The organism is Streptomyces paromomycinus, assembly GCF_003865155.1.
Classification (GTDB): Bacteria; Actinomycetota; Actinomycetes; order Streptomycetales; family Streptomycetaceae; genus Streptomyces; species Streptomyces chrestomyceticus.
Genome location: NZ_BHZD01000001.1, coordinates 4,606,403 through 4,627,315 on the forward strand (window position 1 = coordinate 4,606,403; position 20,913 = coordinate 4,627,315).

Sequence of the window (20,913 nt, forward strand, 5' to 3'; positions counted from 1 at the left end):
ACCCCACCGCGGAGGCAGGACCCCATGCAAAAGCCCCGGTACCCCCGGCCGACCGGGCCTCCCGGCCCATCCGGACTGCCCGGCCCCTCCGGGCGGTCCGCCCCCTCCGGACTGCCCGGCCCCTCCGGACTGCCCGGCCGGGACGCCGCGGCCGATGCACTGGAAACGCTGCTGCGGACCACGCGCCTGGTCACGGTGACCGGACCCGGCGGCGTGGGCAAGAGCGACCTGGCCGCGGAGGTCGCCCACCGCATGGCGGGCGACCGGTGGGACGCCGTGGGGTTCGGCGACCTGGCCGCGCTGGACGAGCCCGGCCTGGTGCCGCACCACCTCGCGCGGGCCCTCCGGCTCGACGGCGACCCCGGCCGCCCACAACCCGACGCCCTGGTACGGGCGGTGGGCGCCCGCCCCGTACTGCTCGTCGTGGACACCTGCGAACGGCTCGCCGGCCCCTGCGCCGAGATGTTCGCGCGGCTGGTGGCGGAGTGCCCCGGCCTCCACGTACTGGCCACCAGCCGCCGCAGCGCACCGCACGCGCCGGACGGCACGTTTCCGCTGCGCCCGCTCCCGCTCGGCGCGGCCACCGCCCTGTTCCGGACCCGGGCCCGGGAGTACGGCACCGAGGACATCGGCTCGGGGGCCGCCCGCGAGATCTGCCGCCTCCTGGACGGGCTGCCGCTCGCCGTACACACCGCGGCCGCGCAGCTGGCCCGGCGGACCGCGGCGGACCTGCTGTCCTGTCTGTCCCGGCCGGAGTACGTCCTCGACCTGCCCGTCCCGCTCCCCGGCCGGCCCGAACGGCAGCGCACCCTGCGCGGATCGCTGCGCTGGAGCCTCCAGCTCTGCACACCGCTGGAGCGGCTGCTGTGGGCCCGGTGCAGCGTCTTCCCGTCGGCCTTCACGGCGTCCGACGCCGACGTGGTGTGCGGGGACGAGCGGCTGCCACCCGAATCCCTGGCCGTCGCCTTCGCGGGGCTGGAACGGCAGTCGCTGATCCTGCGGGAGGCGGTGTCCCCGAGTACACGGGCGGCGCCCGACGCGCTCTTCCACATGCCCCGGGGCGCCCGCGCCTACGGCAGACAGTGGCTGGTGGAACTGGGCGAGGAACGGGAGTTGCTGCGCCGCTGCCTGGCGTGGTCCCTCAGCCGCGCGTGACGACCGCGCACAGCCTCCGCCCTCCCGTCACTCCGGCCAGTCGGACCCCCGGATCACCTCCACGAAGTCGCCGCGCTCGAACCCGGGGACGAAGTGGGCGAGGACATCGGCCTTCACGTTCCCGAAGGTGGTGTCGGGCCGGTCCTTGATGCCGTCGGTGAAGGCGGCCAGGATGCGGTTCTTGAAGTCGGGCCGCGGGTGCGCCGCGACCACGGCGGCCCGCTGCTCGTCGGAGACGGCGTCGTAGCCGATGCCCAGGACGTCCAGTTCGACGCCCCGGGTGACCAGGGCCACCTCGGGGGCCATGTGCAGCGGGATCTCCGGCGTGGTGTGCAGGGCGATCGCCGTCCAGACGCGGTCGGCCGGTTCGCCGGTGATGCCGTGCCGGTGCAGGAAGGCACGGGCCTCGTCGGCACCGTCGATCTCGAAGCGCTGGTCGGTGCGGCGGTACCGCTCGGTCAGCCCGAGGTCGTGGAACATCGCTCCTACGTAGAGCAGTTCCGGGTCGAACTCCAGTTTCTGCTCCCGGCCGCGCAGCGCCCCGAACAGGAACACCCGACGGGAGTGGTCGAACAGCAGCGGCGGCGCGGCCTCGCGCACCAACTCGGTCGCCTCCCGCGCCAGGGCGCTGTCCGGGATCCGCACATCGGCGATCACCTCGCTCACGACGTCCTCCTTCTTCATCTCGGCCCCAGGGCTCCGGTCTCCCGCCCAAAGGGTTGCGGCCTCTCACCCAGAGGTCCGGCCTCTCGGCCCGGGGGGTCCGGCCTCTCGGCCCAAGGGTTCCGGCGCCTCGGCCCGGGGGGTCCGGCCTCTCGGCCCAAGGGTTCCGGCGCCTCGGCCCGGGGGGGTTCCGGCCTCTCGGCCCAAGGATTGCGTCCTCTCGGTCGGCTTCCACCTTCGCCCGCCGGCGCGCCCGGCGCCATGGCCGTACGGACAGGAGGCCCACACATCCGGACACACGGTGTACGCCCCGACACCTCCCCGGCCGACGACGTGCACACTGACCGCCACCGGCCGCCACCGACCACCACTCCCCCGGCCGGACGCCGACCGCCACCACCCACCATGTCCGCCCATCGGAAGAGGCCCCGCCCATGACGCTCCGCATCGCCTTCCTCGTCTTCGACGGTGTGCGGGCACTCGACGTCAGCGGGCCGTGCGAGGTGTTCCACCCGGCGGAGCAGTTCGGCCGTCCGTACGACCGGTGCTGGTCTCCGCCCGGGGCGGTGCCGTGACGACCTTCCCTCGTACGCGTCGAGCCGGACGCGCTCCACGTTCGCGACGGCCGCTACCTCACCTCGGCGGGCGTCAGCGCGGGTATCGGCCTCGCGCTCGCCCTCGTCGAAGACGACCACGGCAGCGACCTGGCCCGGCGGGTCGCCCGCGAACTGGTCGTCTTCGTCCAGCGCCCCGGCGGCCAGTCGCAGTTCTCCACCGCCCTGGACTCACCGCCCCCCGCAGCGGCGTCCTGCGGACCGTCACCGCCGCGGTGGTCGCCGACCCGCGGCGCCGCACCCTGAGGACCGTGCGTGCGGGCGGCGATGCCGTCCACGGGCAGTACCGTCTCCTCCCCCATGACAAACCGCCAAATTACATGGCAAATACAGCCCGCCCCCTGAGACCATCCCCCCATGACCACACGCACCTTCGACGACCTCCTGGCCGAGGCGGAATCCGTATCCGTCGAAGGCTGGGACTTCTCCTGGCTGGACGGCCGGGCCACCGAACAGCGCCCCTCCTGGGGGTACCAGCGCCGCCTGGGCGAGCGGCTGGCCGATGCCCGGGCGGCGCTGGACATCCAGACCGGCGGCGGCGAGGTCCTGGCGGGCGCCGGGCCGCTGCCGCCCGTCATGGCGGCCACCGAGTCGTGGCCGCCCAACGTCGCGAAGGCGACCGCGCTGCTGCACCCGCTCGGCGCGGTCGTCGTCGCCGACCCGGACGAGCCGCCGCTGCCCTTCGCCGACGGCGCCTTCGACCTCGTCACCAGCCGCCACCCGGCCACCGTGTGGTGGCCGGAGATCGCCCGGGTGCTGCGGCCCGGCGGCACGTACTTCGCCCAGCACGTCGGCCCGGCCAGCGTCTTCGAGCTGGTCGAGTACTTCCTCGGCCCGCAGCCCGAGGAAGTACGGCGCCGGCGCCACCCCGACGACGAGAGCCGGGACGCCGAGGCCGCCGGTCTGGAGATCACCGGTCTGCGCGCCGAGTCCCTCCGTACGGAGTTCTTCGACATCGGTGCGGTGGTCTACTTCCTGCGCAAGGTGATCTGGATGGTCCCGGGCTTCACGGTGGACCGCTACCGCGACCGGCTGCGGGAACTGGACGCGAAGATCCGGGCGGAGGGCCCGTTCGTGGCGCACGCCACCCGGTTCCTCATCGAGGCCCGGAAACCCGCCTGACCTCCCTGCCGAGAACCGCGAGCCCGCGCCCGCCCGCTCGCACCTCCCTCACGCCAGAGCCGCCAACTCCGCATACTCCCGCCCCCACAGATCCTCCGTCCCGTCCGGCAGCACCAGCACCCGGTCGGGCCGGAGGGCCTCGACGGCGCCCGGGTCGTGGCTGACCATCACGATCGCGCCGGGGTAGGTGCCGACCGCGCCCAGCACCTCTTCCCGGGAAGCCGGGTCGAGGTTGTTGGTCGGCTCGTCCAGGAGCAGGACGTTGGCGCGCGAGTGGACCAGTCCGGCCAGTGCCAGCCGGGTCTTCTCGCCGCCGGAGAGCACCCGTACCGGCTTGTCCGCGTCGTCTCCGGAGAAGAGGAACGAGCCGAGGACGTGCCGGGCCTCGCCGTCGCTCAAGTGCGGCGCCGCGGCGGCCAGGTTCTCCCGGACCGTACGGGCGGGGTCCAGCGTGTCGTGCTCCTGCGCGAAGTAGCCCAGCCGCAGGCCGTGCCCGGCTACGACCCGGCCCGCGTCGGGCGTCTCCCGCCCGGCCAGCAGCCGCAGCAGCGTCGTCTTGCCTGCCCCGTTGAGGCCGAGCACGACCAGCCGGCTCCCCCGGTCGACGGCCAGGTCCACACCGTTCAGCACCTGTTGTTCTCCGTACGCCTTGGCCAGGCTCACGGCCCCCAGCGGCACCCGGCCGCAGGGCGCGGGCTCGGGCAGCCGGATGCGCGCGGTCTTCTCACTGCGGCGCGTCGGCTCCAGTGCGGCCAGCATGCGGTCGGCGCGGCGGGCCATGTTCTTCGCGGAGACGGCCGTCGCCACGTTCGCGCGCATCTTGTCGGCCTGGCTGTGCAGCGCCGCCGCCTTGCGCTCGGCGTTGGCGCGCTCCCGGGCCCGGCGCCGGTCGTCGGCCGCGCGCTGGGCGAGGTACTCGTGCCATCCGGTGTTGTGCACGTCGAGGGCGGCACGCGACGGTTCCACGTGAAACACCCGATTGACGGTGTCGGCGAGCAGCCCGGTGTCGTGGCTGATCAGCACCAGGCCGCCCCGGTGAGCGGCCAGGTAGCCGCGCAGCCAGGCGACCGAATCGGCGTCGAGGTGGTTGGTCGGCTCGTCCAGCAGCAGCGTGCCGTGCCCGGCGAACAGGATGCGGGCCAGCTCCACCCGCCGCCGCTGTCCGCCCGACAGCCCGCCCACCGGCTGCCGCAGCACCCGCTCGGGCAGCCCCAGCCCGTCCGCGACCCGCGCCGCCTCGGCCTCGGCCGCATACCCGCCACGCGCCTGAAAGGCGTCCTCGGCCCGCGCGTACGCGGCCATCGCCTTCTCCTGCGCCCCCGGCCCCACGGCCGCGGCCAGCGCGTCCCCGGCCCGCCGCAGCTCCGCCACGGCCCGGTCCAGCCCGCGCGCGGACAGGATGCGGTCGGTGACGGTGACGGCCGGATCGGCCGCCCGGGAGTCCTGCGGCAGATGGCCGAGGCTCCCCGTACGCACGATGTCCCCGGCAGCGGGCGGCACCCGCCCCGCCAGGACGTCGAGCAGGGTCGTCTTCCCCGCCCCGTTACGGCCGACGAGACCGACCCTGTCACCGGGCCCCACATGGAAGGACACGCCGGACAGCAGAAGCCGGGCACCGACACGCACGTCGGCACCACGAACGGTAATCATGGATGAACACTCCGGAACAGCTCAAGGACACACGGGTGGCGTGGAAGCGGGTGTCCGAGCTAGGAGATCCGGGGGGTCGACATGGTGGCGAGGGTAGGCGGTGGTGCGGCGGAGTGCACGTGAATTTCTGGGCGCGAGGCAGCTGCCGCCGTCTTCCCTGGCAGTGACACGACTCGCGGGTGCGGTGGCACGGTGCCCGACGTCCGCAGGTCGTCCCGCATCCGGAAGATCCGGACTTCCGCCGGTCCCCGCACCTCCCGAAACACCTGATACGGGTCTAAGGTTCGCGGCGTACACACTGAGTTGTGCTGCATCGCAGGTCACCACGTAGCAGCCTGCCGGGTGTGCCCGTGCCCCTGGATGCGGCGGCATTTGTGGGGGCTCCATGCACGAGATGACCAAGGGTGGCAACGTCGGACTTGCGACCCTGAGCGAGGACACCGGTTCACTGATGGTGAGCCTGAGCTGGAGCAGCGCTTCAGGAGACGGCGACGCGGACGTCTCTGTTCTGCTGCTGAGCGCCGACGGCAAGGTGCGCGGCGACGCGGACTTCTTCTTCTACAACAATCCGGCCGCCGCCGACGGCAGCGTTCAGTTACTGGGCAAGACGCCCACGGCCAACGGCAGTGAGGACCGGGTCAGCATCGATCTGACCGCCGTACCGGACGATGTCGAGAGCCTGGTCGTAGCGGCCAGCCAGTACGGCACGGGCCACTTCGGGGAACTGGACGACCTGCGGGTGACCGTCGCCGACCGTACGGGCGAGGCGCTGCTGGGATTCACCATCGCCGACGCCGGGGAGGAAAGCGCGTTCATCTTCGGTGAGCTGTACCGGCGGGCCGGGGAGTGGAAGTTCCGCGCGGTCGGACAGGGCTACGCGACGGGCCTGGCGGGGCTGGCCACGGACTTCGGCATATCCGTGGACGAGGAGGAAGAGCCGGTGCCCGCGGACGAGGAAGAGACAGGAGCGGGCGAGGCGCACCCCGAAGCCGCGGAGCAAGCGGGGGCGGCTGCGGCGCCGTCGCCCGTCGGCCCGGTGGCGGCCCCCGCGCCGGCGGTCCAGGCACCCGCGCCCGCGCCGTCGGCCGGGCCGGACCCGGCTCCCGCACGGCGTCCCCGTGGGCCGCGTACGGCGAAGAAGAAGGTCACCCTGCCCAAGGTGGCGAAGAAGTCCCTCGCCGAGAACGACTCCTGGCGCCAGGCCCGGCTGTTCCCCGCGCCCACGCTGAAGAGCGACCGGGAGCGCGAGATGCGCGCCACATCGGTCCTGCTGGCCGTGATGGCGCAGGTCCCGGAGTTCGGGCGGCGGCTCACCGCGGCCTTCGGCGCCCCGGCCGGCCGGATGCAGACGTTCACCGAGGTCACGCTGCCGAACGGGGACACGCCCCGGCGCCCTGACGGCGTGATCCGGGTGGAGCGGGCAGGCAAGCTGTGGACCGCGCTGGTCGAGACGAAGACCAACGGCAATCCCCTCAGGTCCGAGCAGGTCCAGGACTACATGGACATCGCGGCCCGGCGCGGCTACGAGGTGGTGATCACCCTCTCCAACGACGTGGCGCTGGAGGGCAGTCCGCTGGTCGAGGTGAAGACCGACGGCCGCCGCAAGCACAAGGTGACGCTGTGGCACCTCTCCTGGGCCGAGGTGGCGCACCAGGCTCAGCTGCTGATCCGCCACGAGGGCGTGGGGAACGCGGCGCACGCCTGGCTGCTCCAGGAGTTGCTGCACTACCTCCAGCACGAGAACTCCGGCTGCCACGGTTTCCAGAACATGGGCCCGGCGTGGGTGCCGGTGCGCAACGGCATCGACACGGACACGCTCTGCCAGGGTGACGAGCGCGCCGTGGCCGTCGTCGAGAGCTGGGAACGGCTCATCCGCCAGGTCTGCCTGCGGCTGGGCGGGGAACTGGGCCAGAAGGTGTTGCCCGTGCAACGCGCCAAGCGCGGGACCGACCAGGCCAGCCGTCGCGCGGCGCTCGCCGACCGGCTCTGCGAGGAGGGGCGCCTCTCCGCCGAGCTGCGCATCGACACCACGCCCGGCATCCTCGCGATCGCCGCGGACCTGCGGACCGGAAAGCTGCGCACGTCCATCGAAATCCCGGCGCCGGAGCAGGGTTATCCCCTCAGCTGGGCCAAGCGCCTGGTCAGGCAGCTCGCCGAAGCGCCGGCGGACCTTCATGTGGAGACGCTGGTGGAGGGCAACAGGGGGCCGCGCGGCACACTGGAGCGGCTGCGCCCGGAGCCCGGAGACCTCCTGCCCAAGGACGGGGTGCCCATCAACGGGTTCCGGCTGTCCCTGTTCAAGGGAATGGGCAGCACCCGCGGAAACGCCGAGTCCGGGTTCATCCGCAGCGTCGACGAGGCCGTGGACCGGTTCTACGCGGGTGTCGTCGCCCATCTCACGCAGCCCGGCAGCACAGAGCGCCGGTCCGCGCGCCGCACCTCCGCACCGGACCCGGCCGAGGCCGCTGTCCTGAGCTGATCCACCCGGCGGACGTCCTCCCCCACTCCCACCGACCCCCGCAGCATCCCCGCGGAGGCCGGCGGGTGGGGCCCTGGTGTCACGTCTCGGCGGCAATCCAGGCGATGTGCCAGCCGTTCTTGGCGGCGTATTCGGGGTCGATGGGCTGGCGGTCGACGCGGCGGACGTAGATGCGGAAGCCGGTGGGGGTGGCGGCGTAAACCGTGTTTCCGCCGGTGGTCATCCACATGCGGTCGTCGCCGGTGAGGGCGGCGATATAGGCGGGGGTGTCGGCGAATTCCCCGGCGCTGGTGTCGACGTCGATGTAGACGCCGTCGCCATTGCGGTCGGGGTAGTTCTGCCAGCCTTCACCGGGGGCGGTCCTGCCGGAAAGGAACTTGCCGTTCTGCATTGCCTGCTCCTGTCGCGTCCTCGTAGGAATGCGAACCGGCGATCAACTGATCGGCGGCTAGGGCAGTTTGTGCCCGGACCTCCGTGACTAGCAAGGGCGTTCGACAACGTTGGCCAGATGTGGGGAGTGCCCGCCGGGCCCGGGGCCGCTGGCCGGAATGGAGGGTTGACCGGAGGGCGGGGCGGGCGTAGCCGGGGGCTGCGACGGGAGCATGATTCTTTTTTCGGGAGGGTTGACAGTCTCCCGCGGCCTCACAAATCTAGGACTCAGCCTTTCCGGCGGCCCCGGTACGTCGACGCATGAGGAATTCGCGATCCGGGCCTCGCGATCATCATCTCTCCGGTGTTGCGGCGTACTTCGCCGCTCCGGAGCAGGCCTCTGCGTCGGACGCCGACGACCTTTTCGCGCCGCGCTCGTCGCATCTCTTCCCGGGCACGAGGCCGATGACAGGCTTTGGAGAGGAAAGTGGAGAACGTGGCGGACGTGGGAGCGCCGAAGGATGTGCGGCCGGGTACCGGAACGGCCGCGCGGACCGGTGCGGGCGGTGGCCGGGCCGCCGCGGGTTACACCTTCCGGGCCGCCGCGGAATGGGCGGAATTCGGGGCGGTGCTCGACCTCGCGTACGGCGGCCATCCGCACTCGCCCGCCCACAGCGCCGTGGTCGGAGCCCTCTTCGAACCGAAGCGTTCCCTGGTCGCGTGCTACGGCGGGCGCCCGTGCGCCACCCTCGCCGGGTACGCGCTGGAGATGACGCTGCCGGGCGGCCCGGCCCCGGTGGCCGGCATCGGGTACGTGGCGGTCGCGCCGCCGCACCGGCGCCGCGGGCTGATGCGGGAGCTGCTGCGGCAGGCGCTCACCACGCTGCACGAGGAGCGGGCCGAGCCGGTCGCGGTCCTGCACTCGACCGAACCGGGAATCTACGGGCGGTTCGGGTTCGGGCTCGCCTCGCAGGCCGTCGAGGTGTCCGTGCCGCCCGAGGCGCGGGCGTTCGCGGGGCAGGTGGCTGCCGCGGGGCTGACGCTGGACGTCGTCTCCCCTGATGAGGCGCACACTGCCGTCGCGGACGTCTACCGCGCCTGTCTGCCCCAGCGGCCCGGTCTGCTGCGCAGGGACGCCGCCTGGCAGCGCCGCGCCGTCGAGGACGAGCCGGACACCCGGCACGGCGCGGGACGGCTGCTGTGCATGGTGGTGTCGGGGCCCGGCGGCGACGCGCGCGCGTACGCGCTGTACCGGCTGCGGCCCGCCTGGGAGCGGTCCCGGCCGCGCTATGCCCTGTCCGTCCGGGAGGTGTTCGCGTGCGACCCCGCCGCGTACGCCTTCGTGTGGCGGTCACTGCTCGACACCGACCTGGCAGGGGCCGTCACCGCGGCATGCTGCCCGGTCGACGACCCGCTGCTGGCCCTGCTCGACGATCCGCGCAGTGCCGCACCGACCATACGTGATCAGTTGTACGCCCGTGCCGTGGACCTGGACCGCGCCCTCACCGCCCGTACGTACAGCGCGCCGGTGGACGTGGTGCTTGAGGTGCGGGATGTGATGTGCCCCTGGAACGAGGGGCGTTGGCGGTTGTGCGCGGAGCCCGGGGGCGGTGCCGTCTGTGTGCGGACGGGGGCTGCCGCCGATCTCGCGCTGGGCGCCCGTGACGTCGGTGCGGTGCTGCTCGGCGGCGGTTCGCTGGCCCAGCTCGCGCTCGCGGGCCGGGTCGCGGAGCTGCGGCCGGGCGCGCTGCGCGCCGCCTCCGCCGCCTTCCGCCACGACCCGGCGCCGTACTGTCCGACGGCTTTCTGAGGCCGGTGCCCGGCGGCCCCGTGACCGCTGCCCGGCCGTCAGAAGCCGCGCGGCTCCGGCCCCGTGACCATGAGGACGGCTGCCGGTGTCCGCATCTTCCATCTTCCTGCGAGGAGTCCCCATGCCCGGACCCGGTTATGCCTTCTTCGGCGACGCGGAGCGCGACAACGTGCAGCAGGTGCTGGACGCCTGGGCGCGCACGACCGCAGCGCACTCCTACCCGCTCGGTGATCTGACCCAGACCCGGCTGTTCGAGCAGGCTGCGGCGCACCGGCTGGGCAGCCCGTACTGCCTGTCCGTCAACAGCGGGACGTCCGCGCTGCAGGCGGGCCTCGCGGCGCTCGGCATCGGGCCCGGTGACGAGATCATCGTGCCCGGGTACATGTACGGCGCGTGCCTCGCCGCCGTGGCGTACAGCGGGGCGACGCCGGTGCTGGCCGAGGTGGACGCCTCGCTCACCCTCGACCCCGACGACGTACGGCAGCGGATCACGCCGCGCACGAAGGCGCTGATGCCGGTGCACATGCTCGGCGCGGCCTGTGACGTGGCGGCGCTGCGGCGGATCGCGGACGAGCACGGACTGCTGGTGCTGGAGGACGCCGCGCAGGCGTGCGGCGGTACGTACCGGGGCCAGGCGCTGGGCACGTTCGGGCACGCGGGGGCCTTCTCCCTCAACATGTTCAAGGTGATCACGGGCGGGGACGGCGGTTTCCTGCTCACCGCCGACGAGCGGATCTTCCAGCGGGCGTACGGCTTCCACGACCACGGCTGGTTCCCGTACCGGCGCGAGGACGGCCCCGGCGACCGGCTGTGGGGCCTCAACCTGCGGATGACGGAGCTGACTGCGGCCGTGGCGCGCGCCCAGCTCGGCCGGCTGGACGCCGTGCTGGCCCGTACCCGGGAGCTGCGGGACGACCTGCTGGCGCAGATCCCCGTACGGGACGGGCTGGTCCGCCGCCCCCTGCACGACGCGGCGGGCGACTGCGCGACCCTCCTGGTGCACGTCTTCGACGAGCGGGCGGACGCCGAGGCCGTCGCGAAGCGCCTCGGCACCAAGACGCTGCTGCACTCGCCCAAGCACTACTACGGCGGGATTCCCGAGCTGGCCGCGCTGGCCGCCCCGGACGGCTCCTCGTGCCCGTTCCGCCCGGCCGCCGAGTCCTGGCGGCGGGACGGCTGGCGGGCGGGGGCGCTGCCGCGCACCGACGACGTGCTGAGCCGGTCGCTGGCCATGACCGTCGGCACCACCGACACCTACCTGGGCGCCGACTTCGGGGTGACCGTCTTCAGCGGTACGGACGAGGTCGCCGAGGTCGCCGAACGGTTCCGCGAGACGGTCGCGGAAGTTCTCGGCTGACCGGCCCCGCGCGCCCACGCCACACCCGTCCCAGCCCACCGACCTAAGGACCGTCATGCCCGCGACCCGAACGCCCGCGCAGCTCACCGCCGTGGCCGCCAGGCCCCTGGTCAGCGTCGTGGTGCCGTGCTTCGACGAGGCCGCCGTCATCGGGGAGACGCACCGCCGGCTCCGCGCCGTACTGCGCGGCCTGCCGGAGTGCGAGTACGAGGTCGTGTACGTGGACGACGGCAGCCGGGACGGGACCTGGGACCGGCTCACGGCGCTCGCCGCCGCCGACGCGCGGGTCCGGCTGGTGCGGCTGACCCGCAACTTCGGGCACCAGCCGGCCGTCCTCGCGGGCCTGCGCGAGGCGGCCGGGGACGCCGTGGTGACCATCGACGCGGACCTCCAGGACCCGCCCGGCCTCATCGCCGACATGGTCGAACGCTGGCGCGCGGGCTGGCCGGTGGTCTCCGCGCGGCGCACCGGCCGGGAGGGCGAGAGCCGCTTCAAGACCGGCACCGCGCACGTCTTCTACCGGCTGCTGGCGGCGGTCGCCGACCACCCCGTCAACCTCGACACCGGCGACTTCCGGCTGCTGGACCGCGAGGTCGTCCGCACCCTCACGCTGCTCCCGGAGAGCGAGCTGTACCTGCGCGGCTCCGTGTGCTGGGCGGGTTTTCCCGAGACGAGCCTGGAGTACGGGCGGCGGCCGCGGCTCGCCGGGCGGACGAAGTACACGCTGCGCAAGATGGCGGGCCTGTCCCGGCGCGGCCTGCTCGCCTGCTCCTCGGCCCCGGCCCGGGTGCCCGCCGCCGTCGGCCTGGCCTGGCTCGGCGGTACGGCCGTGGCCTCGGCCGTGCGGCGCCGCCCGCTGCCGCTCGCCGCGTGGACCTTCGGCTGCGAGGCGGTGCTGCTCGGGGTGCTGGGCGAGTACCTGCTGCTGGTCCACCGCGAGGTGCGCGGCAGGCCGCCGTACGTGGTCCGCCAGCGGTGGGCGGCCGGCGTCCCGGCACCGGTGGAGCTGACGGCCGACGACGTGGCCGGGCCGCGGGAGGCGTGGACCGCCGGGAGCGCGCGGTGACGGCCGTGCACGGCGACCGGGAGGTACGGGACGGGAACCCCGGCGACGCGGACTGGGACGTCATCGTCGTCGGGGCCGGATTCACGGGCCTGGCCGCCGCCCACGAACTCGGCCGGGCCGGGCTGCGCTGCCTCGTCCTGGAGGCCGACGACCACGCAGGCGGCCTCGCGGGCACGTTCACCGTCGGCGACCGGCGGCTGGAGCGCTTCTACCACCACTGGTTCGCCTCCGACACGGACATCTTCCGGCTCTGCGCCGACCTCGGCCGCGCCGACCTCGTCCAGCGCCACCACGGCCGCACCGGCTTCTACTACGCGGGCGGCATCCACCGCCTCTCCACCCCCCTCGACGTGCTGCGCTTCGCGCCGCTGCCCCCCGCCGACCGGCTGCGCCTGGGCCGCTCGGTGCTGCGCGCGGGCCGGGTCCGGCACTGGCGCGAGCTGGAGGCGCTGACCGCCGAGGAGTGGCTGGTCGGGCTGGGCGGGCGGCGGGTCTACGACCGGGTGTGGCGGCCGCTGCTGGAGGGCAAGTTCGGCCCGTACGCGCCCGAGGTCGGCGCCACCTGGATGTGGACCAAGCTGCACCTGCGGGGCGGCAGCCGCAGCCGGTCGGGCCGCGAGGTGCTGCACTACCTGCGCGGGGGCTGCGGCGCCCTGCTGGACGCCTGGCTCCCCCGGCTGGCCGGGCTGGGCGTACGGATACGGACCGGCAGCCCGGTGACGGAGGTGCTGACCGGGCCGGAGGGCGTACGCGGCGTGCGCTGCGGTGGTGAGGTGACACGCGCCCCGCGGGTGCTGGTGACCTGCGCCCCCGGGCCCGCCGCCGCGCTGCTCGACCGGTCCGCACACCCCGCCGCCCCGGCCCTGCGCCGCCGCCTCACGGCGATCCCGTACCTGGCCAACCTCTGCCTGGTGCTGGAGAACGACCGGCCGCTGTCCGACACGTACTGGCTCAACGTCAGCGACCCGCACTTCCCGTACGTCGGCGTCATCGAGCACACCAACCTCGACGCCCCGGAGCACTACGGCGGGCGGCACCTCGTCTACCTGTCCACGTACCTGCCGGCGGACGCCCCGCTCTACCGGATGAGCGACCCGGAGGTCTACCGGTACAGCCTTCCCCACCTGCGGCGGATGTTCCCGGCGTTCCGCGCGGAGTGGGTGCGCGCCCACCACGTCTGGCGCGCCCGGTACGCGCAGCCGGTCATCACCCGGCACTACTCGCGGACCGTGCCCGGCGTCGAGCACGCCGTACCCGGGCTCTACCTCGCCGGAATGGCCCAGGTCTTCCCCGAGGACCGGGGCACCAACTACGCGCTGCGCGGCGGGCAGCGCGCCGGACGGCTGATCGCCGACCGCATCCGTACGGCGGAGCGCCGCACCGCCGGCGCCGCCCCCGCCCACCCCACCCACCGGACCGGAGAGGACCATGACTGACCCCCGCGCCCAGCAGGCGCAGCGGACCCGGCAGACCCGGAGACCGCGGCAGCCCCTGTTCAGCGTCGACGACTGCGAGCGGATGCCCGCCCGCCAGGTGCACGACCTCTACCGGCAGTACGTCAGCCGCGCCCAGGTCTCGCTGCTCGGCTCCTTCGGCTTCGGCCAGGACCTGGTCGACCACGCCGAAGGCTGTTGGATCACCCTGCGCGACGGGCGGCGCATCCTGGACTTCACCGGCGGCATCGGCGTCCTCAACCACGGCCACAACCACCCCCGGCTGCTCGCCGCGCGCCGCCGCTTCGCCGACCGGCGCGTCATGGAGGTCCACAAGAACTTCCTGTCCCCGTACGTGGCCGCGCTCAGCCACAACCTGGCCCGGCTGCTCCCCGGCGATCTGAGCATCAGCTACTTCCCCAACTCCGGCGCGGAGGCCGTCGAAGGCGCCGTGAAACTCGCGTACAAGTACCACCGGGGCCACCGCGGCACCGTGCTGCACAGCGACATCTCCTTCCACGGCAAGCTCCTCGGCGCGGGCAGCCTCACCGCCTCCCCCGAGGTCGACTTCCCGTACCCCGGCCTGCCGGGCACCGACCACTTCGCCTACGACGACCCGGAGTCCTTCGCCCTCGCCCTGGAACGGCACCGGACCGGGGACGGCGGCAGCGACGTGTACGCGGTGGTGCTGGAGCCGTTCAGCGCGTCGAGCGTGCGCGCGTGCTCGGCGGAGTTCCTGTACGAGGTGCGCCGGCTCTGCACGGAACGGGACATCGTGCTGATCTTCGACGAGGTGTACACCGGCTGGGGACGGACCGGCACGCTCTTCCACTTCATGCGCCACCCCGGCCTGCTGCCCGACGTCCTGACCACCTCGAAGTCGTTCGGCGGCGGCAAGGCGTCCATCTCCGGCTACGTCGCGCGCGAGCCGGTCTTCCGCGCCGCGTACGACAACCTCGCCGACGCGACGCTGCACAGCACCACGTACTACGGCTTCGGCGAGGAGACCGCGACCGCGCTGGAAGCCGTCGCTGTCGCCGTCGAGGACGACTACCCGGCGCGCGCCGTACGGATCGGCGAGCGGCTGGGCGACGGTCTCGCCGATCTCGCCGCCCGCCACCGCGCCCTGGTGTCCGGCACCTGCGGCCAGGGCGCGCTGCACGGCCTGTTCCTCAACGACGGCAACCCCGCACTGGACCGGCTGCTGCGCCTGGTCCCCTCCTCCTTCGTCCGCGACCCGCGGGCTCGCCGCAAGCTCATCACGGCGGCCGTGATCGCCTCTCTCTACCGCGACTTCGGTGTCCTGGCCTACTACGGCTCCAATCACGGCCTGCCGCTCATCGCCTCGCCGCCGTTGGTCGCCGGGGAGACCGAGGTCGAGCTGTTTCTCCAGGCGCTGGACTCGGTGCTGGAGCAGGGGGCCGGGCGGCTGCTGGCCCGCTTCGCCAAGGACGTGCTGGCGCAGCAGGTGCCCGTACGGGGCAAGGAGGCCAGGGAGCAGGCGGTGGCCCGGTGAGCGGCGCGCACGCGGAGAACGGCAGCCGGATGGCGCGGGCACTGCGCGCGAGCGGACTGCCCCGCCGGTGGGCGGCCCGCTATCCGGCGCTCGCCGGCCCGCTCGCGAGCGCGCGCGCTGCCGCGCATGTCAGTGGGACGCTGGAGCGGCTGCCGAGGTCGTACCGGTTCGGTGCCGAGGTCGCGCTGCGGACCGCCGGGCTGGCACTGCGGGTCGCCGGGCCCGTGCCGGCGGGGAGTTCCGCACCCGCCGGGCACGACCGGCTCTCGCGGCTCCCCGGTTTCGGCCGCTTCCTCGACCTCATCGACGCCCTCGCGCTGTACGGCGCTCTGGACGGTGAGCGGGACTCATGACCCGACGCCGCCCCCCGCCCCGCACCGTTGCCTGTGACGCCCTGGTCATCGGCTCCGGCGCCGGTGGCGCGGTCGCCGCGCTGGAACTGGCGCGGGCCGGTCACCGTACCGTCGTCCTGGAGGAAGGCCCCCGGACGAGCACGGCCGAGATCGCCGCGGCGGCACCCGCCGAGAACCTGCGCCGCCTCTACCGCGACGCCGGGCTCACCCCGGTCTTCGGCAGCCCGGTCATCCCGTACGGCGAGGGCCGCTGCGTGGGCGGCAGCACGGTCGTCAACGGCGGAATCCTGTGGGCGCCGCCGGACGGGCTGCTGGAACGCTGGGCGCGGGAGATGGGCACCACCGACTACCGCGCCGACCGCCTGGCGGAGCACATCCGTACGGTGTCCGAGCGCCTCGGCGTCGGCGAGCAGCCGCACGGTGACGGCAACGCGGACTCCCGGCTGCTGGCGGGCGCGGCCGACGCCCTGGGCTGGCGCTGGGCCGCCACCCGGAGGGCCGCCCCCGGCTGCCGCCACCGCAACCGCTGTCCGACCGGCTGCCCGAGCGGCGCCAAGCGCAGCATGCTCGTCAGCTACCTCCCGGAGGCCGAGCGGTACGGCGCCCGGATCGAACCCGGGACGCGGGCCGTGCTGCTGCGGCACGACGGCCGGACCGTGCACGGCGTGACGGCCCTCAGCGGCCCGGACGGACCGGCCGGGCCGCACGGGACGGACCGGCCGGGCGGCCGCACCCGCATCGACTACCGCCCGCGTACGGTCTTCCTCGCCGCCGGGGCCGTCGGCAGCGCCCTCCTCCTCCAGCGCAGCGGCATCCACCGCCGCCAGGCCGGGCGCGCCATGGGCTTCCACGTCAACTTCCGCCTGGCGGCCCGCTTCCCCGACCCGGTGCACGCCACACGCGGCACCATCTTCACCGCGCAAGTACGGGAATTCGACGAGCTGGGCATCCACCTGATGCCCGCCAACCTCACCGCCGGATCACTGGCGGCGGCCCTCGCCGGACACGGCCCCGCGGTGCTGGACACACTGCTGGCCGACCTGGCCAGAGTCGCCGTGTACACGGTGCAGGTACGGATGACCGGGCGCGTCGCCGTACGCCAACTGCGCGGCGGCACCCGGCTTCTACGGCATCACCTCACTCCGTACGACCACGGCCTGCTGCGCTTCGCGCTCGGCCGGGCGACGCGGCTGCTCTTCCGGGCGGGGGCCGTGGAGCTGTACCCGCCGTGTCCGGGTGTGCTGCGCTCGGACCGTACGGCGCAGGAGTTCGCCGCCCGGTCGGACCCGCGCGGCTGGAACCTGGTCTCCGTCCACGCCATGGCGTCCTGCCCGATGGGGCGGCCCGCACTCGGCGGGGTGTGCGACCAGGACGGCCGACCGTACGGTTTCACCAACCTCCGGCTGTGCGACGCGTCGGTGCTGCCGGGTCCGGCCGGTATCAGCCCCCAGGGCACGGTCATGGCCTTCGCGCACGAGATCGTCGCCCGCCACCTCTCCTGCGCACCACAGGTCCCCACGAGGAGGCACTGTGACAGCGACACCACCCCCTGACGCCACGGGGCGCCCGCGCGGCCTGCTGCGCCCCGCCGGGACCGTCCTCGACTGCGACATCGCCGTGCTCGGCTCCGGGATGGGCGGCGCGACCCTGGCCTACGCCCTGCGCGGCACCGGCGCGCGGGTCCTGGTCGTGGAGCGCGGCGACTTCCTGCCGCGGGAATGGCAGAACTGGTCGACGCCCGACGTCTTCACCGCCGCGCGCTACCGCAACGCCGAACCCTGGTACGACGCCGCGTCCGGCCGGTTCTTCTCCCCGGGCGTGCACTACTACGTCGGCGGCAACACCAAGGTCTTCGGCGCCACCCTGCCGCGCTTCCGCGAGGCCGACTTCGGGCCGCTGGAGCACGCCGAGGGCGTCTCGCCCGGCTGGCCGTTCCCGTACGGCGTGCTCGAACGGCACTACGCGCGGGCCGAACGCCTCTACCGGGTGCACGGCGCCCGCGCCGCCGACCCGACCGACCCGTGGCGCTCCGGCGACTACCCCTGGCCGGCCGTACCGCACGAGCCCGCCGTCGCCACGCTCGCCGCGTCGTTGCGCGACCAGGGCCTGACACCGTTCGCCCTGCCCACCGGCGTGGACCTCCGGGAAGACGGCGGGTGCCTGCGCTGCGGCACCTGCGACGGCTTCCCCTGCCTGGTCGAGGCCAAGAGCGACGCCGACGTGTGCGCGCTGCGGCCCGCGCTGGCCTCCGGCAACGTCTCGCTGCTCACCCGGGCCACGGTCACCCGGCTCGTCACCGGGCCGTCCGGACGGCGGGTCACCGAGGCGCTGGCCCAGTACGAAGGCCGTGAGCTGCGCATCCGCGCGGACCGGTTCGTCCTGGCCTGCGGCGCGGTCAACACGGCCGCACTGCTGCTGCGTTCGGACCCCGGCCCCCTGCACACGGGGCCGGTACGGACCACGGGCCTGGCGAACGGGTCCGGGCAGGCCGGGCGCAACTACATGGTGCACAACAGCACCTTCCTCATGGCCGTCGCCCCGCGCCACGCCAACGACGTGGTGTTCCAGAAGACGCTGGGCGTCAACGACTGGTACCTGGGCAACGGCTCGCGCGGGCCCCTGGGCAACATCCAGGCCCTGGGCAAGCTGCGCCCCCCGTCGGCGGGCGGACTGTGGCCCCGGACACCGCGCCCCCTGCTCGCCGCCGCCACCCGGCGCAGCTTCGACCTGTACCTCACCAGCGAGGACCTGCCGGTGCCGGGGAACCGGGTGGCCGTCGGCCCCGGAGACCGGATCGAGGTGCACTGGCGGCCGGTCAACCTGCCGCCGCACCGCGAACTGGTGCGCCGCGCCGTACAGATGATGCGCCGCGCGGGCTTCCCCCTGGTCCGCACCCGGCGGATGGGCATCGCGGTCAACTCGCACCAGTGCGGCACGGCGGTGGCCGGGGAGGACCCGGCGGCCAGCGTCGTCGACCCGGGGTGCAAGGCCCACGAGCTGGACAACCTGTGGGTCGCGGACAGCTCCTGGTTCCCGTCGTCGGCGGCGGTCAACCCGGCACTGACGATCGCCGCCAACGCGCTGCGCATCGCGCCGGGCGTGGCGGGGGTGCCGGAGGAGGCGTACGGGACCCACACGGCCGACGGGCCCCGCGAGGCCGGTGCGGCCCGCGCCGCCGACGCGGCGCGCGGCGGCTCCGGGGACGGAGGGACCGCGGGCCCATGATCGTCGACCACGCCTACGAACTGATCACCGACGACGTCTTCCTGCGCCTGCACGGGCTGCTGCCGCACGCCGAACTCTTCCTCAAGCTGGAAGGGCTCAACCCGGCCGGATCGGTCAAGCTCAAGACCGCCACCGGCCTGGTCGAGGACGCCGAACGCCGCGGCCTGCTGCACCCCGGCGGCGCGCTGATCGAGTCCTCCTCCGGCAACCTGGGCATCGCCCTGAGCGCCGTCTGCGCGGCCAAGGGCTACACCTTCACCTGCGTCACCGACCCGCACGTACCGCGGCAGAGCGTCGCGCTGATGCGCGCGTTCGGCGCCCATGTGTGCGTCGCGGACACCCCCGACGGCAACGGCGGCTACCTCGGCAGCCGGATCGCCCTGATCCGCAGCGCCCTGGACCTCGACCCGTCCCTGACCTGGCTCAACCAGTACGTCAACGCCGCCAACCCGGCCGTGCACGCGGCCCGCACCGCCGCCGCCGTGCTGCGCGAGATCCGCACCGTGGACTACCTCTTCGTCGGCGCCGGCACCACCGGCACCGTCATGGGCTGCGCCGCGCACTTCCGCCGCCGCTCGCCCCGCACCACCGTGGTCGCCGTGGACGCCGCGGGCTCGGTGACCTTCGGCGGCCCGCCCGGCACCCGCCGCATACCGGGCCTGGGCACCAGCCGGGTGCCGGAGCTCTGCCGGCCGCGCGCCGTGCACCGGGTGGTCGCCGTACCCGAACGGGACGCCGTACGGATGTGCCGCCGCCTCGCCCGGTCCCACGGCCTGGCCGTCGGCGGCTCCACCGGCTCCGTGCTCTGCGCCGTCCTGCGCCTGCGGTCCGGCATCCCGCCGGGCGCCCGGGTGGTGGCGCTCTCCGCCGACCTCGGGGACCGCTACCTGGACACCGTGTACGACGACGCCTGGGTCACCGAGCACTTCGGCGCCGCGGCGGCCGGCCGCCCCCGGGCGCCCGGCGCCGCGCAGCCCGCCCCAGAGGAGGTGCGTTGAATGAACCCGCCCACCGCGAACGCCGCTCCGGTCGCCGCAGCCCCGGACTGTTCCGACGATCTGCAGGACCTGTACTGGCCGCCCGTCCACCCCTTCCGCTCCCTCGACCCCGCGCTCGTCCGCTTCCTGGCCGCTCCCCCGCCTGCCCAGGCCGCGCACCTCGCCCGCCTGCGCGCCGACCCCGAGGCCCACGGCCGCTTCCTCCACGACCACCTGGCCACCCTCTACGCCCACTCCTTCGGCTACCGCGACGGCCCGGCCGCCCACGCCCCCGACGACGACCTGGAGATCGCCCTGTACGCGGCGCGCACCCGGCTGGAGCACGAGTTCCTGACGTACGGCTGCGCCCCCGCGCCCGTACCGGCCCCGCGGGACCAGGAGGCGGCCGCCGACCACCTGGAAGCGCTGGCCGCCGACAATCCCGGTGCCTCCCACCCCCTCTTCCGCTTCCTCGCCACCGACGCCACCCGCGAGCAGATCGAGTACTTCCTGCGCTGCGAACTGATCCGCAACGAGATCGTGGACGACGAGGTCGCCCTGCTCGTCGTCGGCCTTCAGGGACAGCAGAAGGCCGTCGCGGCGGCCAACCTGTGGGACGAGTGCGGGCGCGGGCGGCTGGAGAACTTCCACACGTACTGGCTGCGCCGCCAGCTCGGCTCCCCCGCCGGCTGGGAAGCGCTGGCCTCCTACCGCCGCGACCACCCCTGGTTCGCCAAGCCCACCTCCAACCTCTTCGCCGCGCTGCTGCTGCGCCCGGCGCGCGTACAGGCCGCGTACGGATGCTTCCTCGTCTTCGAGAGCTGGGTCGAACCGCACTTCACCCTCCTCCTGGAGGGAATGACGCGGGTGGGCATCCACGACGACGACATGCGCGTGTACTACACCGCCCACACCCGCATCGACCCCCGCCACAGCCGGGAACTGTGCGACGGCCTGCGCGCCCAGCGCCCCCGCCTCACCCCCCCGGAGGTACGGGCCGCCCTGTACGGGGCGCACCTCGCGGTCGACACGGGCGTGCGGCAGTACGACCGCATCCGGCGTCACTTGGAGACCATGGGCCCGCGGAGCGTTCACGCGCCGCGGCCCCAGGACCACTGAGGCCG

Annotated in this window: 17 protein-coding genes and 1 pseudogene; 15 read left to right on the forward strand and 3 right to left on the reverse strand. The window is 74.0% G+C overall.

Translation table 11 applies throughout. From position 1 onward, the window contains the following. Nucleotides 1–24: 24 nt before the first annotated feature. A complete protein-coding gene (locus OEIGOIKO_RS19300) occupies nucleotides 25–1,155 on the forward strand; it encodes an ATP-binding protein (protein WP_125055111.1) in 1,131 nt (376 codons plus the stop codon). A 27-nt stretch (nucleotides 1,156–1,182) separates the two neighbouring features. Here OEIGOIKO_RS19300 and OEIGOIKO_RS19305 read toward each other — a convergent pair whose 3' ends face one another. Next, the gene (locus OEIGOIKO_RS19305) at nucleotides 1,183–1,839 is read right to left on the reverse strand and encodes an HD domain-containing protein (protein ID WP_218039999.1); all 657 of its coding nucleotides are present in this window, start codon (nucleotides 1,837–1,839) and stop codon (nucleotides 1,183–1,185) included. A gap of 413 nt (nucleotides 1,840–2,252) precedes the next feature. Between OEIGOIKO_RS19305 and OEIGOIKO_RS42880 the strand changes: the two genes are divergently transcribed. The 3 genes and pseudogenes from OEIGOIKO_RS42880 (at nucleotide 2,253) to OEIGOIKO_RS19315 (ending at nucleotide 3,554) form a co-directional block, all read left to right on the forward strand. Next, complete coding sequence (locus tag OEIGOIKO_RS42880) at nucleotides 2,253–2,393, forward strand: hypothetical protein (RefSeq protein ID WP_174857183.1); 141 nt, start codon at nucleotides 2,253–2,255, stop codon at nucleotides 2,391–2,393. Nucleotides 2,394–2,408: 15 nt separating this feature from the next. Further along, nucleotides 2,409–2,662, forward strand: a pseudogene (locus tag OEIGOIKO_RS43950) (AraC family transcriptional regulator); the annotation flags it as partial. Between the two features lie 127 nt (nucleotides 2,663–2,789). Further along, nucleotides 2,790–3,554, forward strand: a complete 765-nt coding sequence (locus tag OEIGOIKO_RS19315; protein WP_125055113.1) for a class I SAM-dependent methyltransferase — start codon at nucleotides 2,790–2,792, stop codon at nucleotides 3,552–3,554. A 48-nt stretch (nucleotides 3,555–3,602) separates the two neighbouring features. On the opposite strand, the gene OEIGOIKO_RS19320 is transcribed toward OEIGOIKO_RS19315, so the two are convergent. Continuing rightward, on the reverse strand, nucleotides 3,603–5,204 hold the full coding sequence (locus tag OEIGOIKO_RS19320) for an ABC-F family ATP-binding cassette domain-containing protein (RefSeq protein ID WP_174857185.1): 1,602 nt from the start codon (nucleotides 5,202–5,204) through the stop codon (nucleotides 3,603–3,605). Nucleotides 5,205–5,598: 394 nt separating this feature from the next. Here OEIGOIKO_RS19320 and OEIGOIKO_RS19325 point away from each other — a divergent pair, with 394 nt between their 5' ends. Beyond that, entirely contained in the window at nucleotides 5,599–7,683 is a 2,085-nt protein-coding gene (locus OEIGOIKO_RS19325; protein WP_125058792.1) for a TerD family protein, read from the forward strand. A 79-nt stretch (nucleotides 7,684–7,762) separates the two neighbouring features. Here OEIGOIKO_RS19325 and OEIGOIKO_RS19330 read toward each other — a convergent pair whose 3' ends face one another. After that, complete coding sequence (locus tag OEIGOIKO_RS19330; protein ID WP_125055114.1) at nucleotides 7,763–8,074, reverse strand: hypothetical protein; 312 nt, start codon at nucleotides 8,072–8,074, stop codon at nucleotides 7,763–7,765. 483 nt (nucleotides 8,075–8,557) lie between these two features. Between OEIGOIKO_RS19330 and OEIGOIKO_RS19335 the strand changes: the two genes are divergently transcribed. The 10 genes from OEIGOIKO_RS19335 to OEIGOIKO_RS19380 all read left to right on the forward strand — a co-directional run bounded on the left by OEIGOIKO_RS19335 (nucleotide 8,558) and on the right by OEIGOIKO_RS19380 (nucleotide 20,908). After that, nucleotides 8,558–9,862, forward strand: coding sequence for a GNAT family N-acetyltransferase (locus OEIGOIKO_RS19335; protein ID WP_170251761.1), 1,305 nt, complete (start codon nucleotides 8,558–8,560; stop codon nucleotides 9,860–9,862). A gap of 121 nt (nucleotides 9,863–9,983) precedes the next feature. Next, complete coding sequence (locus tag OEIGOIKO_RS19340) at nucleotides 9,984–11,219, forward strand: DegT/DnrJ/EryC1/StrS family aminotransferase (RefSeq protein ID WP_125055116.1); 1,236 nt, start codon at nucleotides 9,984–9,986, stop codon at nucleotides 11,217–11,219. Between the two features lie 55 nt (nucleotides 11,220–11,274). After that, complete coding sequence (locus OEIGOIKO_RS19345; RefSeq protein WP_125055117.1) at nucleotides 11,275–12,285, forward strand: glycosyltransferase family 2 protein; 1,011 nt, start codon at nucleotides 11,275–11,277, stop codon at nucleotides 12,283–12,285. Beyond that, nucleotides 12,261–13,721 carry an NAD(P)/FAD-dependent oxidoreductase gene (locus tag OEIGOIKO_RS19350; protein WP_218040000.1) on the forward strand — a complete coding sequence of 487 codons (1,461 nt, stop codon included), beginning with the start codon at nucleotides 12,261–12,263 and terminating at the stop codon, nucleotides 13,719–13,721. The genes OEIGOIKO_RS19345 and OEIGOIKO_RS19350 overlap by 25 nt, the downstream gene beginning before the upstream one ends. A gap of 82 nt (nucleotides 13,722–13,803) precedes the next feature. Continuing rightward, the gene (locus OEIGOIKO_RS19355) at nucleotides 13,804–15,234 is read left to right on the forward strand and encodes an aspartate aminotransferase family protein (RefSeq protein ID WP_125058794.1); all 1,431 of its coding nucleotides are present in this window, start codon (nucleotides 13,804–13,806) and stop codon (nucleotides 15,232–15,234) included. Continuing rightward, a complete protein-coding gene (locus OEIGOIKO_RS19360) occupies nucleotides 15,231–15,587 on the forward strand; it encodes a hypothetical protein (RefSeq protein ID WP_125055118.1) in 357 nt (118 codons plus the stop codon). The genes OEIGOIKO_RS19355 and OEIGOIKO_RS19360 overlap by 4 nt, the downstream gene beginning before the upstream one ends. Further along, nucleotides 15,584–17,140, forward strand: coding sequence for a GMC family oxidoreductase N-terminal domain-containing protein (locus tag OEIGOIKO_RS19365; protein ID WP_125055119.1), 1,557 nt, complete (start codon nucleotides 15,584–15,586; stop codon nucleotides 17,138–17,140). The genes OEIGOIKO_RS19360 and OEIGOIKO_RS19365 overlap by 4 nt, the downstream gene beginning before the upstream one ends. Continuing rightward, nucleotides 17,118–18,812: a GMC oxidoreductase gene (locus OEIGOIKO_RS19370; RefSeq protein WP_218040001.1), complete on the forward strand. Its 1,695-nt coding sequence runs from the start codon at nucleotides 17,118–17,120 to the stop codon at nucleotides 18,810–18,812. Before OEIGOIKO_RS19365 ends, OEIGOIKO_RS19370 begins: the two co-directional genes overlap by 23 nt. Continuing rightward, on the forward strand, nucleotides 18,809–19,810 hold the full coding sequence (gene sbnA / locus OEIGOIKO_RS19375) for a 2,3-diaminopropionate biosynthesis protein SbnA (RefSeq protein ID WP_125055120.1): 1,002 nt from the start codon (nucleotides 18,809–18,811) through the stop codon (nucleotides 19,808–19,810). Before OEIGOIKO_RS19370 ends, sbnA begins: the two co-directional genes overlap by 4 nt. Beyond that, a complete protein-coding gene (locus tag OEIGOIKO_RS19380; protein WP_246177422.1) occupies nucleotides 19,811–20,908 on the forward strand; it encodes an iron-containing redox enzyme family protein in 1,098 nt (365 codons plus the stop codon). It begins immediately after the preceding gene. The last annotated feature ends 5 nt before the right edge of the window (nucleotides 20,909–20,913 follow it).